12 protein-coding genes and 1 tRNA gene are annotated in these 13,381 nt (G+C 69.9%); 7 read left to right on the top strand and 6 right to left on the bottom strand.

The window, feature by feature from the left end; translation table 11 throughout:
• From BKE38_RS05850 to BKE38_RS05825, 6 genes are all read left to right on the top strand, one after another.
• Positions 1-1,132, top strand: a 1,132-nt coding sequence (locus BKE38_RS05850; protein ID WP_076956429.1) for an E22 family MetX-like putative esterase, incomplete at its 5' end; no start/stop codon positions are given.
• Between the two features lie 93 nt (positions 1,133-1,225).
• Positions 1,226-1,298 (top strand) — tRNA-Ile (locus BKE38_RS05845).
• A 384-nt stretch (positions 1,299-1,682) separates the two neighbouring features.
• On the top strand, positions 1,683-3,278 hold the full coding sequence (locus BKE38_RS05840) for a GGDEF domain-containing protein (protein WP_076956428.1): 1,596 nt from the start codon (positions 1,683-1,685) through the stop codon (positions 3,276-3,278).
• 119 nt (positions 3,279-3,397) lie between these two features.
• A complete protein-coding gene (gene ettA / locus BKE38_RS05835) occupies positions 3,398-5,077 on the top strand; it encodes an energy-dependent translational throttle protein EttA (RefSeq protein ID WP_076956427.1) in 1,680 nt (559 codons plus the stop codon).
• Positions 4,998-5,615, top strand: coding sequence for a GNAT family N-acetyltransferase (locus BKE38_RS05830; protein WP_367595360.1), 618 nt, complete (start codon positions 4,998-5,000; stop codon positions 5,613-5,615). Before ettA ends, BKE38_RS05830 begins: the two co-directional genes overlap by 80 nt.
• Before the next feature lie 218 nt (positions 5,616-5,833).
• The gene (locus BKE38_RS05825) at positions 5,834-6,229 is read left to right on the top strand and encodes a hypothetical protein (protein ID WP_076956425.1); all 396 of its coding nucleotides are present in this window, start codon (positions 5,834-5,836) and stop codon (positions 6,227-6,229) included.
• Between the two features lie 237 nt (positions 6,230-6,466).
• Here BKE38_RS05825 and BKE38_RS05820 read toward each other — a convergent pair whose 3' ends face one another.
• The 4 genes from BKE38_RS05820 to BKE38_RS05805 form a co-directional block, all read right to left on the bottom strand.
• The gene (locus BKE38_RS05820) at positions 6,467-7,273 is read right to left on the bottom strand and encodes an ABC transporter permease (protein WP_076956424.1); all 807 of its coding nucleotides are present in this window, start codon (positions 7,271-7,273) and stop codon (positions 6,467-6,469) included.
• 4 nt (positions 7,274-7,277) lie between these two features.
• Positions 7,278-8,123 carry an ABC transporter permease gene (locus tag BKE38_RS05815; protein ID WP_076956423.1) on the bottom strand — a complete coding sequence of 282 codons (846 nt, stop codon included), beginning with the start codon at positions 8,121-8,123 and terminating at the stop codon, positions 7,278-7,280.
• Positions 8,124-8,184: 61 nt separating this feature from the next.
• Positions 8,185-9,459 carry an ABC transporter substrate-binding protein gene (locus tag BKE38_RS05810; RefSeq protein ID WP_076956422.1) on the bottom strand — a complete coding sequence of 425 codons (1,275 nt, stop codon included), beginning with the start codon at positions 9,457-9,459 and terminating at the stop codon, positions 8,185-8,187.
• A 39-nt stretch (positions 9,460-9,498) separates the two neighbouring features.
• Entirely contained in the window at positions 9,499-10,485 is a 987-nt protein-coding gene (locus BKE38_RS05805) for an ABC transporter ATP-binding protein (RefSeq protein WP_076956421.1), read from the bottom strand.
• A gap of 262 nt (positions 10,486-10,747) precedes the next feature.
• On the opposite strand from BKE38_RS05805, the gene BKE38_RS05800 reads away from it, so the two are divergent.
• Positions 10,748-11,725 carry a hypothetical protein gene (locus BKE38_RS05800; RefSeq protein ID WP_076956420.1) on the top strand — a complete coding sequence of 326 codons (978 nt, stop codon included), beginning with the start codon at positions 10,748-10,750 and terminating at the stop codon, positions 11,723-11,725.
• A 75-nt stretch (positions 11,726-11,800) separates the two neighbouring features.
• Here BKE38_RS05800 and BKE38_RS05795 read toward each other — a convergent pair whose 3' ends face one another.
• Positions 11,801-12,430 (bottom strand): MlaC/ttg2D family ABC transporter substrate-binding protein, encoded by a 630-nt coding sequence (locus tag BKE38_RS05795; protein WP_076956419.1) that lies wholly within the window; start codon positions 12,428-12,430, stop codon positions 11,801-11,803.
• 125 nt (positions 12,431-12,555) lie between these two features.
• Positions 12,556-13,362, bottom strand: a complete 807-nt coding sequence (locus BKE38_RS05790; RefSeq protein ID WP_076956418.1) for an MlaA family lipoprotein — start codon at positions 13,360-13,362, stop codon at positions 12,556-12,558.
• Positions 13,363-13,381: the final 19 nt, after the last annotated feature.

Genomic DNA, 13,381 nt, shown 5'->3' with positions numbered 1-13,381 from the left:
CCCGGGGCAGGCGCAGACCGCCTCCGCCCCCGCTTTGGTCGAGCGCAAAGAATACGCTTTCCAGGCCTATCAAACCCGTGGCGGCGCGATCCTGCCGGCGGTGCGCACCGGCTACCAGACCGCCGGCACGCTGAACGGCGCCGGCGACAATGCCGTGCTGATCACCCATTTCTTCAGCGGCAACGGCCAGGCCTTCGGCCAGGTCGCGGCCGGTGCCCCGCCCGGCTGGTGGGATTCCATCATCGGCCCGGGCAAGCCGATCGACACCGACCGCTTCTTCGTGGTCGCCAGCGACAGCATGGTCAATCTGAACGCGCCGGACCGCTGGACGGTGACCACGGGCCCCGCCTCGACCAACCCTTCGACCGGCCGGCCCTGGGGGATGAGCTTCCCCGCCGTCTCGATCCGCGACTTCGTCGAGGTGCAGAAGCGGCTGCTGGACAGCCTGGGCGTCAGGAAGCTGGCGCTGGTCGCCGGCCCCAGCATGGGGGCGATGCAGGCGGTCGAATGGGCCGCCGCCTATCCCGAGATGGTCGAGCGCGTGATGCCCGCCATCGGCACCGGCGAGATCGATGCCTGGCTGGCCGGCTGGCTCGACCTCTGGGCGGCGCCGATCCGCATGGACCCGGCCTGGCGCGGCGGCGACTATTACGGCCAGGGCCGCGACGCCCCGCTGCGCGGCCTGACCGAGGCGCTGAAGCTGGTCACCCTGCATTCGCGCGACCGCGGCTGGGCGGCGCAGTTCAACCGCCGCGCTGCCGAGGGCCAGGAGCCCTCGAAGCGGCTGCAGGACCGCTTCGCCCTGGACGCCGCGCTGGAGGCCGGCGCCGCCGCCCGCGCCCGCCAGTCGGATGCCAATTCCTTCCTCTACCTGGTGCGGGCCAACCAGCTTTACCTGAACGAATATGACAGCCTCGACGCGGCGCTGGCCCGCAGCCAGGCGCGCTGGCTGCTGCTGCCGAGCCAGGGCGACCGCCTTTTCACCGCCGACTACGCCGCCGAGCTGCTGGCCGCCCTGCGCCGCGCCAACCGCCCGGTCGCCGAGCACCGGCTGACCGGCGAGCAGGGCCATCTGGAGGGCGTCACCGGCATCGCCCAGGCCGCCGAGGCCATCCGCGGCTTCCTCGCCTGAGGCCCACGACTTTTTCGCCGCGGAGCATTTCAAAGCCGTGTCCGATGCTCTAACTGGGGCCGGGGTCGCGTCTCGCGGCCTGCCCCCTTGGCTGCGCCTGTAGCTCAATGGTTAGAGCGGGCCGCTCATAACGGCTTGGTTGCGGGTTCAAGTCCTGCCGGGCGCATCTCTTTCAGTGGGCGCGTGGGGTCGGCAAGCGGGACGCACCACGGGTCGACGCGCCGGGTCGCGGTGACTCCGGACAGGCGGCTTGGCAGGCACCACCGGATTGCCAGCCGCTGACAGCCAGCTTTCCAATCGATCGAAAAAGTCGTCGCGCGCGGCAGGCCTGCGCACCGAAGCTTTGCGTGACCGGTGCCAGTCGCCGCGTGGGCCTTGCTGCCGTCGCGCCATCCCCCGGCAGGCGCTGGGGCCCGGCCGTCAAGGACGCAGAAAGAAATCCCGGAGGACACCGCGCGGCGAACCCCTTGCTTCAAGCCTCAACTTTGCGCGAGATGGCGGGATAGCATCCAGCCCCGCTCTTCCGGCGCTGCCCCTTCCAGGAGTCGCCGTGTCTGCCAGCCTGCCGCTGCCGCGCCCCGACCGCATCTTTGGCAGCCTGCGTCCAGGCGGGTTCCGCGCCGGGCGCCGCGCCGCGGCGCACCCCGACCCCTGGTGCCCGGCCTGGGCGCGCGGCGGCGCGCTGGGTTTCTGGATGGGCGCCAACCTGGCCGTCATGCTGGCCTATCTGGCGCTAGGCTGGGCGGTCGGCCGCTTCTTCGCCGTCTTCGGCCTGTTCCCGGCGCCGATCTGGCTGCCGGCGGGCCTGGCCGCCACCGCCGCCATGCTGGGCGGCTGGCGCCTGCTGCCCGGCATCTTCCTGGGCTCCTTCGCGGTCAATGCCCTGGTCTTCGAGGGCGGGCCGGCGCTGGCGGCGGTCATCTCGCTCGGCAATGCGCTGGGGCCGCTGGCCGGCGCCCGGCTGACCCGCGCCTTCCGGCCCCCGACCGGCCTCTTTACCCGCTTCCGCGGCGTCACCGCCTTCCTGGCCGGGGCCGTGCTGCTGCATGCCGCGGTCACCGCGACCATCGGCAGCCTGGGCCTGTGGTGGCTGCACGGCGCGGCGATAGCGGAACTGCCGGCGCATTGGAGCCGCTGGCTGCTCTGCGATGCCGGCGGCACCTTCTACTTCGCGCCCTCGCTGCTGCTCTGGCTGCGGGTCGAGCGCACCCCCGATGGCGGCAGCGGCCGGCTGCCGCTGCTGGACGGTGCCGTCTGGCTCGGCACCGCCCTGCTCGGCGCCGGTATCTTCGCGCTGAAGCTGCCGCCTGCTTTGCCGGCGGCGCAGCTGGTCTTCCTGCTGGCCGTGCCGCTGTCCTGGATCGCGCTGCGGATCTCTCTCCGTGCGGCCTATACCCTTCTGACCCTGCTCTGCATCATCGCCTCGGCCGGAACGGTGGCGGGGTTCGGGCCGTTCCAGAATGGCGGCAGCGGCAATCCAATGCTCTCGGTCGGCATGCTGATCGTGCTCTGCGCCATGAACGTCCTGACCCTCCAGGCCCTGGTCAGCGAGCGGCGCGAGGCCGAGGCGGCCCTGGCCGAGGCCAACCACCTGCTGGAGGAGCGCGTCGCCGAGCGCACGGAGGCGCTGCGCCGCCAGGCCGAGACCGACGGCCTCACCGGTATCGCCAACCGCCGCAGCTTCCTGGACCAGGCCGCCGCCGCGCTGCGGCGCCAGCGGGCGGCGGGCCAGCCTTTTGCCCTGGTCGCCTTCGACCTCGACAACTTCAAGGCGATCAACGACGGCGCCGGCCATGCCGCAGGCGATGCCGTCCTCCGCCTCGCCGCCGAGCGTTCCGCGTCGAGGCTGGGGGAGGGCGCGCTGTTCGGCCGGCTGGGCGGCGAGGAATTCGCCATCGCCCTGCCGGGCGCCGACCTGGCGGCGGCGGCGGTGCTGGCCGAGCGGCTGCGCGGCGCGCTGGCCACCATTGTCCTGCCTGTCGCCAGCCTGTCGGAGGGCATCCCGGGGGAGGGCCGGCTGACCGCCAGCTTCGGGGTGACCGAAGCGGGGCCAGGGGCCACCTCGCTGGAGGTGCTGCTGAAGCGCGCCGACCTCGCCCTCTACGCCGCCAAGGCGGCCGGGCGCGACCAGGTCCGCGCCGGCTGAACCGCGCCACGCAACGGTGCCGCGCAACCCTTACGCTTGGCGCGCGGCCCGGCGCTGGGTAGAACGGCCGCCAAACTCGATTCCGCCGCCCATACCTTCTGCCCGGGGATCCCACTGACATGGCCGCTCACCAGTACGTCTACGTGATGAAGGATCTCACCAAGTCCTACCCGGGCGGGCGCGAGATCTTCAAAGGCATCACCCTGTCCTTCCTGCCCACCGCCAAGATCGGCGTGCTCGGCCCGAACGGCGCCGGCAAGTCGACGCTGATGCGGATCATGGCCGGGCAGGACAAGGAGTTCGGCGGCGAGGCCTGGGCGGCCGAGGGCATCAAGATCGGCTATCTGAGCCAGGAGCCGCAGCTCGACGCGACCAAGACCGTCGGCGAGAACGTCATGGAGGCCTTCGGCGCGCTGAAGGCGCAGCTCGACCGCTTCAACGAGATCTCCATGAAGTTCGGCGAGGAGATGTCGGAGGACGAGATGAACACCCTGCTGGCCGAGCAGGCCGAGCTGCAGGAGAAGATCGACGCCGCCGAGGGCTGGGACCTCGACCGCACCATCGACATCGCCCTCGACGCGCTGCGCGCCCCGCCGGCCGAGAGCGGCGTGACCACGCTGTCGGGCGGCGAGCGCCGCCGCGTGGCGCTGTGCAAGCTGCTGCTGGAGAAGCCCGACCTGCTGCTGCTCGACGAGCCGACCAACCACCTCGACGCCGAGAGCGTGTCCTGGCTGGAGAAGACGCTGCGCGAGTTCCAGGGCGCCGTGCTGATCGTCACCCATGACCGCTACTTCCTCGACAACGTCACCAACTGGATCCTCGAGGTCGATCGCGGCCGCGGCATCCCCTATGAGGGCAACTACTCCGCCTATCTGAACGCCAAGCGCAAGCGGCTGCAGCAGGAAGAGAAGGAGGAGAGCTCGCGCCAGCGGCAGCTGGCCGAGGAGCAGGAGTGGATCGGCCGCAGCCCGGCCGCGCGCATGTCCAAGTCGAAGGCGCGCATCGCCGCCTATGAGGAACTGCTGGCCAAGAGCCAGGAGCGCGCGCCCGACCCGACCGAGATCCAGATCCCGCCGGCCCCGCGCCTGGGCAACACCGTCATCGAGGCGGAGGGCCTGCGCAAGGGCTTCGGCAACGAGCTGCTGATCGACAACCTGTCCTTCAAGCTGCCGCCCGGTGGCATCGTCGGCGTCATCGGCCCGAACGGCGCCGGCAAGTCGACGCTGTTCAAGATGATCACCGGCAAGGAGACGCCGGATGCCGGCACGCTGAAGGTCGGCGAGACCGTCAGCCTGGGCTATGTCGACCAGAGCCGCGACACGCTCGACGACAAGCGCACCGTCTGGCAGGAAATCTCCGACGGCCAGGACATGATCATGATGGGCAAGCGCTCGGTGCCGAGCCGCGCCTATGCCGCCGCCTTCAACTTCAAGGGCGGCGACCAGCAGAAGCCGGTCGGCGTGCTGTCGGGCGGCGAGCGCAACCGCGTGCACCTGGCCAAGATGCTGCGCGACCCGCACAACGTCATCCTGCTCGACGAGCCGACCAACGACCTCGACGTCGACACGCTGCGCGCGCTGGAAGAGGCGCTGGTGGAATTCGCCGGCTGCGCCGTGATCATCAGCCACGATCGCTGGTTCCTCGACCGGCTGGCGACCCACATCCTCTCCTTCGAGGGCGACAGCCACGTCGAATGGTTCGAGGGCAACTATCAGGCCTATGAGGCGGATCGACGTCGACGCCTCGGCGCGGCGGCTGACCAGCCGCACCGGATCAAGTACCGGCCACTCACCCGGTAACGCCATGGATGGCCTCTCGCGGGTGGAATCCCCGCAGACGGTGCGCACGTCGCGGCTGACGCTGCGCCCCGTCGGCCCGGCCCATCTGGCCGATCTCACCGCGCTGAAAGGCGACGAGGCCGCCTTCGGGCTGATGCTGAACGGCATCCGCCCGCCGGAGGCGGTCGCCCGCGAGCTGGCCGACGACATGGCCTTCTGGGCCGCGCGCGGCTACGGCACCTGGGCGGTGCATCTGGCGGCGGACGACGCCTTTCTCGGCATCGTCGCGTTGTCCGAACGCCCCGACGGCCGCGGCGTCGCGCTGCGCTTCGCGCTTTGGCCGCACACGCGCGGCCGCGGCTATGCGCGCGAGGCCGCCCGCGCCGCCATCGCCTTCGGCCACCAGCAAGCCGATCTGCCGCGCATCATCGCCATCGCCCGCGAGGACAACCTGGCTTCCCGCGCGGTGCTGGAGGATCTCGGCCTGCGGGCGGTGGAGGACTTCCCCCGCGATGGCATCCGCATGCTGGTCTATGAAAGCCTGCGCCCGGCCGAATAGGACAGTTCGCGCCCCAATTATGCCTTAATTGAACGCCGCGCCCAAGTTTGAGCGCGGCGTTGCTATGTGTGTCCAATGGGTTACAGGCTGTGACGAAGGAATGAATTGAGGCGCGGCCGCCTTATTTGTGTTGAAATTGGGGCAAGCCTGGCAGTATCGAAGCGCCAAGAAAGGCCATCAGGGAAGGCAGACGGGCCAGGCGCCACGAGGAGGCCCGGATGATTCAGTCGCGATATTTCGGCATGGCCCTGCTGGCCGGCCTGCTGGCGCTCGGCGCCGCCCCGGCCGCGCAGGCCCAGGACGATGCAGGCTATTCCCTGCGCGCTGCCTTCGGGGGCGCCGTGCCCTTCGCCCGCAAGGATTCCTACGTGGTGGCCAACCTGGCCGGGCAGAAGGGCGGCAAGGTCGCGGTGGCCAGCACCCTGCCGCTGTCCAGCCTGCGCAACCCGATCTTCGACGCGCGCCCGCAATATGTGCTGGGCGGCGATATCGCGCTGGGCCGCTTCGGGCCGGGGGCGCTGTCGCTGGACGGCCAGATCGCCGCCGGGGCCGACAAGGTGCCGGACGAGCCGCGGCCGCTTCTGGGGTTGGCGCGGCTGCGGTTGGTTTTTTGAAGGGCGGGGCTCCGCCCCGCACCCCGCCGGGGTGACAGTGTCACCCCGCACCCCGCCATCTGTTGGCACCATGAGGCCACAGGCGGGACGCTGCAGGGGTTGATATAACAATTTCCGCCTGCGTCGGGGCGCTGTGGCAGCTTCGGTGCGGGACGCAAAATGAATGTGGGGGCCTGGGGGCATTCAATGCCCCCAGATTCTTCTCTTCAGAATCTCTTCCCTGAAAAGCGCCTTCGCTTAAATCCCTCTTCTCTTCCGCATCAACCTCATCCCGATCAGCGCCCCGCCGATGACGAGGAAGGACACCGCCGTGGAGACGGTGCCCAGGGCGTAGAGGACGGGGGTCGTCACCGTCGTTGTCATGCCGAGGATTTCCAGCGGCAGGGTGTTGCCGCTGCCGGCCGTGAGAAGGGTGCGGGCGAATTCGTCGAAGGACAGGGTGAAGCCGAAGAGGGCGATGCCGACCACGCTGGGCGCGATGATCGGCAGCACGACGTGCCAGAAGGACTGCCAGGGCGTCGCGCCCATGTCGCGGGCGGCTTCTTCCCAGCTGCGGTCGAAGCGGTTGAAGACGGCGAACATGATCAGCAGGCCGAAGGGCAGGGTCCAGGTCAGCTGCGCCCCGAAGGCCGAGCTGTACCAGGCCGGCTCCCATTCCATCAGGTTGAACATCAGCCCGATGCCCAGGCTGACCAGCAGCGAGGGCACGATCAGGCTGGCCACCGTCAGGTAGAACAGCACCGTGCTGCCGGCGAAGCGGCGGCGGAAGGCCATGCCGGCGGCCAGCGAGACGACCACGGTGGTGGCGGTGACCATGGCGGCCAGCAGCAGGGTCCGGGTCATGGCGGCGCCCAGGTCACCCACCGCCTGGGGCTGGAACAGCCGGCCGAACCAGTGCAGCGAGACGCCGTTCATCGGGAAGGTCAGCCCGCCATCGGGACCCTGGAACGACAGGATCGTGATGGTCAGCGTGGGGCCGTAGAGGAACAGCATGAAGGCGCCGAACAGGGCGCCGAGCAGCAGGCGGGCGACGCGGCCGGGCATGGCGTCAGAGCTCCCGCCGGATGTCGACGATGCGCAGCATGGCGGCCACCACCAGCAGCACCATCAGCAGCAGGCCGACGGCATTGGCGGCGGCGGCGGGGTACTGCATGGCGCCGTACTGGTTGCTGATCATCAGCCCGACCGAGGCGCTCTGGCCGCCGCTCATCAGGCGGACGGTGGCGAAGTCGCCCATCACCAGCACGACCACGAAGATGCTGCCGATGCCGATGCCCGGTTTCGTCAGCGGCAGGATGACGCACCACAGCGTCTGCCAGAAGCCGGCGCCGGCGTCGCGCGCCGCCTCCAGCAGGCGGCGGTCGATGCGCATCATGGTGTTGAAGATCGGCACTACCATGAACAGCGTGTAGAGGTGGACGAAGGCCAGGATCACCGAGAAGTCCGAGAACAGCAGGAATTCCAGCGGCTGCTCGATGGCGCCCATGCCGATCAGCGTGCTGTTCAGGATGCCGTTGCGCCCGAGGAAGGGCACCCAGGCGATCATGCGGATCAGGTTGGAGGTCCAGAAGGGCACGGTGCAGAGGATGAACAGCACCATGCGCAAGGTCGCGTTCTGCACCACGAAGGCCAGGTGGTAGGCGATCCAGAAGCCGATCCCCAGCGTCACCGCCCAGGTGATGCCGGCAAAGTAGATGGTCTTCAGATAGGTCTGCCAGGTGACCGGGGAGGTGAAGAGCTCCTGGTAGTTGGTCAGCACGAAGGCCGGGATCAGGCTGAAGGCGTCGTAGTCGTAGAAGCTGACGACGACCAGCATGCCCACCGGCACCAGCAGGAAGACGGCCAGCACCAGGGCCAGCGGCGCGGTCTGGATCCAGGGGAAGAGGCGGGTCATCGGCGCTCCGGCAGCCAGCGAGAGGGCGGGCGAGGGGGACGCCCCCGCCCGCGGCGTCAGGTCAGGCGGCGATGAACTCGTTCCATTTCTGGACCATGTAGCGGTCCTCGCCCATCACCGAGTTCCAGCAGACGACGCGGCCCATGCGCTCCTGGAAGGAGCCGCCGTCGCGCACCGCGCCGGTCTTCTCCATCACCTTGCCGTCGGGGGCGATGATGTCGCTGGCGGCGGGCTTGCCCTCCATCCAGTAGCCCCATTCGTTCTCGGTCATCTGCGCCTTCGCCGTCTCCAGCACCGCCGAATAATAGCCCTGGCGGTTGAGGAAGGCGCCGGCCCAGCCCGAGAGATACCAGTTCAGGTATTCATAGGCGGCGTCCAGCTGCAGGCCGGAGAGGTGGCGCATCAGCCCGAGGCCGGAGCCCCAGGCGCGGTAGCCCTCGGCCAGCGGCTGGTAGGTGCAGGCGATGCCGCGCGAGCGGACGGCGGCGACGGCCGGCGACCACATCGACTGGATCACCACCTCGCCCGAGGCCATCAGGTTGACGCTCTCGTCGAAGGTCTTCCAGAAGGCGCGGAACTGGCCGGCGCGCTTGGCCTCGATCAGGAAGGCGACGGTCTTGTCGATCTCCGCCCGCGTCATGTTGCCCTTGTCGGCGTATTTCACCAGGCCGGCGCTCTCGGCGACCATGGCGGCGTCCATGATGCCGATGCCCGGGATGTTCAGGATGCTGGCGCGGCCCTTGAAGGCGGGGTCCAGCAGGTCCTTCCAATGGGTGATCGGCCGGCCGACCAGGTCGGGGCGGATGCCCAGCGTGTCGGCATTGTAGATGGTCGGCAGCAAGGTCATCAGCGGCGTGCGCTGGGTGGCGAAGGTCTTGGCCGTGGCGTTCTCGACGAAGCCCACCGAATAGGGGCTGGTGCCCTGGGCCACGGCGCTCTGGGGGGTCAGCTTCCCGGTGGTGAAGATCGGCACGATCTTGTCGGCCAGCTTGATCTTCGTGGTGTCGATCGGCTGCATTACGCCGGTCGGATAGACCTTCTTGATGCTGAAATACTCGATGTCGGCGATGTCGAAGCTGCGCGACTGGGTGGCCGCCCGCTGCGCCACCGCATCCGTGTCGGTCACCGTCAGCTGCAGGGTGAAGCCCAGGTCCTTCTTCACCTGCTCGGCGATCGGGTTCAGGCCGGAGACGCCGGTGCCCAGCTGCCGCAGCGTGATGTTGCGGATGTTCTGCGCCCAGATCGTCGGGAAGCCGGTGACGGCGCCGCTGCCCAGCGCCGCGCCAGCCAGCGCCAGCGCGCCGCGGCGGGTGACGGAGATTTTCTTGTCGGTCATGGCGAACGCGCTCCTGTCGGGATGACGGGGTGAGGTTGCTCAGGCGTCCTCGGGGAGGGGATGCGCGTCCTGCGCCTCCCAGCCGAGGGAGGCGGCATCGCCGGGGGCGACGGGCGCCGCGTGGTAATGGGCGTCGGGCAGCACCGCCTCGGCCGATTGCCCGTCGGCCAGGGCCAGCACGACGCGGACGACAGGGCCCTGATACTCGACCGCGGTGACGCGGCCGGGCAGGCCGGGGGTGCCTTCGCCCGGGGCCAGCCAGCTGCGGTCGGTGCGGATGGCATAGCGCCCGGAATCGAGGCGGATCACGTTGTGGCCGCCGATGAAGCGGGCGACGAAGGCCGAGGCCGGCCGCTCGAAGATCTCGCGCGGCGGTGCGGCCTGGGCGATGCGGCCATGGTCCATGACGACGGCGATGTCGGACAGCGCCATCGCCTCCTCCTGGCCATGCGTCACATGGATGAAGGTGATGCCGAGCTCGCGCTGCAGCCGCTTCAGCTCCTCGCGCATCTGGCCGCGCAGGAAGGGGTCGAGGGCCGAGAGCGGCTCGTCCAGCAGCAGCACCTTCGGCCGGGTGATCAGCGCGCGGGCGAGCGCCACGCGCTGCTGCTGCCCGCCTGACAGCTGCGCCGGCAGCCGGTCCGCCATTTTTTCCAACTGCACCAGGCGGAGATACTCGCCGGCCTTGGCCAGCCGCTCGGGCTTGCCGACGCCACGCATGCGCAAACCGAATGCAATGTTCTCCAGCGCGGTCAGGTGCGGGAACAGGGCATAGGACTGGAACATCATCGCCGTGCCGCGCTCGACCGGGGCCAGGTCGGTGACGTTGCGCCCGGCCAGCAGGATATCGCCGGCCGAAATGCTCTCATGCCCGGCGATCATCCGCAGCGTGCTGGTCTTGCCGCAGCCCGAGGGGCCGAGCAGGCAGCAATAGCTGGCCGGGGGAATCGCCAATGAAATTCCATCCACCGCGATGGCCGCGCCATACCGCTTGGTGACGCTGATCAGCTCGACATCCGCGCGCAATCGCCTGGCCTCGTCCCGGGTCGTTTCCCGGAAGCATTATGCAAGCAGCGCACCAGAGCTCGGCAATACCGCTTTCCGGCAGCCTGTGCCGCTGGCGGACCGGGCCTGCCCGCGGCCCGGGCAACCCCGGCTCAGGCTGCCTGCGGCATCGGCATTCTTGCCACATCGTGGGATTCCGTCGCCTTGTACGACGTATTATCCCCTATTCTGATGATGCCCTCGGCAGGTGGACCGGCTGCAATCAAACCGAGGAGAGCGGATCATGCCGGACGCGACGCTGACCACGGGGCTTGTGGCCCATCTGGATCTGTCGGATCGCCGGGGCCTGACCGAGGCGCTGGACGATCTGGTGGAGCAGGCCTGGGAACCGGGCTGGGCGCCCTATGCGCTGCGGCGCCTGGTGGGGCTGTGCGCCCGCCTGCGCAGCGACAACGACATCACCGGCTGGGCCGAGGCCTGCGCCCTGCTGCGCGCCCATCCGGTACAGCGGCTGATGCTGGAAGACCCGCTGATCGCCGAGAGCCAGGGCGCCTTCGGTCCGGTGGCGGCCAGTGGCCCCTGCGCCGCGGTGCTGGACCTGCTGCTGGAGCACGAGCAGTCGGCCGGCCTGGTCGGGCGGCTGTCGCGCGCCGGCCGCGACCTGTTCACCGCCACCACCGAGCTTGGCTATCCGGCGGCTCTCCGGGCGCAAACCCGCTTCCTGGCCCGCATCGTCGACGGAATGGCCGAGCGGCGGCCGCAGCTGGAGGTGCTGACGCTGGGCGCGCAGCATCTGCGCGAGGCCGGGCTGGTCACCGCCAGCCATGCCGTGGCGCGCTGGGTGGCGCAGGAATCCGAGGCCGAGACGCTGGGCCGCCTGCGCCGCGGCCTGCCCCCAGGGCTGCCGGTGCGGGGGCTGCGCTGCGGCCTGGCCTATTTCGTCCGTCGCCCCTATCTGCGCGGCTGCTTCGACCTGATCATGGTGCCGGAGATGCCCGCCGCGCCGACGCCGGAGGCGCTGGTCGACGCCGCCTTCGCCGCGCTGAAGCCGGGCGGCGTGCTGCTGCTCGGCAGCGCCGCCGAGGCGCCGGTCGAGGCGGCCTGGATGGAGGCCTATCTCGGCTGGCAGCCGCATTGGCGTAAGGCGGAGGAGATGGAGGCGCTGCTCGCCGTGCCGCCCGCCCGCGACCTGGCCCGCGCCCAGGTCTTCCACAGCCTCGACGCCCGCCGGGTCTATGCCCGCCTCGAGCGCCGCCGCTAGGCCTCAACCCCGTCGCCCATGAAAAAGGCCGGCCCTCCGTCGAGGGACCGGCCTTTTCCGTGAGCGGCAGGGCGCTCAGCGGCCTTCGCGGGCGGCCAGCTGGGCGATCTGGTTGCGCATGGCATCCAGCAGCGGCGCCACCTTGCCGCCATTGCGGCTGATCACCGCCGAATATTCGCTGCGCTGGGTCAGCCGCAGCGAGGTGCCCTCGGCGATGACGTCCACCACCTTGGGCTGGCCGCCGACGTCGCCGACCCGCCAGTCCAGGCTGAAGGCGGCCGAGTTCGGGCGCTCGATGATGGTGTTGACCAGCGCGTCGTCCTCGGTGCGCTGCTGGCTGCGGCCCAGGCTGAAGCGCACGCCCTCATACTCGCCGAAGCGGGCGGAGAGGTTGCGGATCAGCGTCTCCTCGAACAGCTTCATGTATTCCTGCTGCTCGGCCGGGCTGGCGGTGCGCCACCAGCGGCCCAGGATGAAGCGGCCGACGCCGTCGACATCCACCGCCTTGCGCAGCACGGCGGCAACCCGTTGGCGGCGCTGCGCCACGGCCTGGTTGGCATTGATGACGGCGACCAGCTCCTGGCCGGTCGTCTCGATGAAGCTGGCGGCGCGGGTGATGTCCATCTCGGCGCGGGCAGGCCGCGCGCCGAGGGCGAGAAGGGCGGGGGTGGCCATCGCGGTGGCCAGCAGGGAACGGCGAAACATCCTGTTCGGTCTCTTCTCAAGGGGCCAGGTCAGCGGCCCGCCCATCCGGGGCAGGCCGCGCGGCGTGGTCCATGTTCGGTGGCGCGTCCGCGCCGGGGAGTTCGGTGGCGCGTTCGCGCCGGGGATCAGTTGCGTGGCGGCGCCTGGACCCCTGCGCCCGCACCGAAGCCGGTGCCGGTCGCATTGGCCGGGGCAGGGCGGTCGCCGCCGTTGCGGATTTCCTGCGCGCGGCGCTGGCGATAGGCGCTGCGCAGCGTCGCATAGGGGTCGAGGCTGGTCTCGTTGACGGCGTCGATCGCGTCCAGCAGCCCCTCACGCGTGTCGACGATGGTCAGACCCATCTGCACGTAGCCCAGCGTCTCCAGCGTGTTGTCGCCATTGGCCACCACCCAGGTGATCGGGTTGGAAGCGATGTCCACACCAAACCCCAGAAGGTCGCGCGGGTTGCTCGGGCCGATGACGGGAATGAACAGGAAGGGCCCTTCGCCCAAGCCCCAGACCGCCAGCGTCTGGCCGAAATCCTCGGAATGCGGCGGCAGGCCGAAATCCTTGGCGACGTCGAAGATGCCGCCGATGCCGAGCGTGGTGTTCAGCAGGAAGCGGCCCAGCGTCTCGCCGAAGCGCTGCGTCTCACCCTGCAGCCCGTCATTCAGCAGGATGACGGGGCTGCGCAGATTGGCCAGCACGTTGCGGATGCCGCCGCGCACCGGCTGCGGGATGACGAAGCGGTAGGCCTGGGCCACCGGGCGCAGCAGCACGGTGTCGATGCCGGTATGCACCGAATACATCGCGCGGTTGAAGGGCTCGGCCGGGTCGTTGTTCTGCTCGTACTCGGCCACGGCCTCCGGCTCGTCGGCCGGCGGTCGGGTGGCGCAGGCGGACAGGGCCAGGAAGCCCAGCAGCAGGAGGAGCGGGCGGCGAAGGGAGGTCATGAGCGCGACGTTCCTGGAG

The organism is Teichococcus deserti (genome assembly GCF_001982615.1).
Taxonomy (GTDB): Bacteria; Pseudomonadota; Alphaproteobacteria; order Acetobacterales; family Acetobacteraceae; genus Pseudoroseomonas; species Pseudoroseomonas deserti.
Note: the sequence above shows the minus strand (reverse complement) of the source record. Positions and strands in the feature narration are given on the sequence as shown.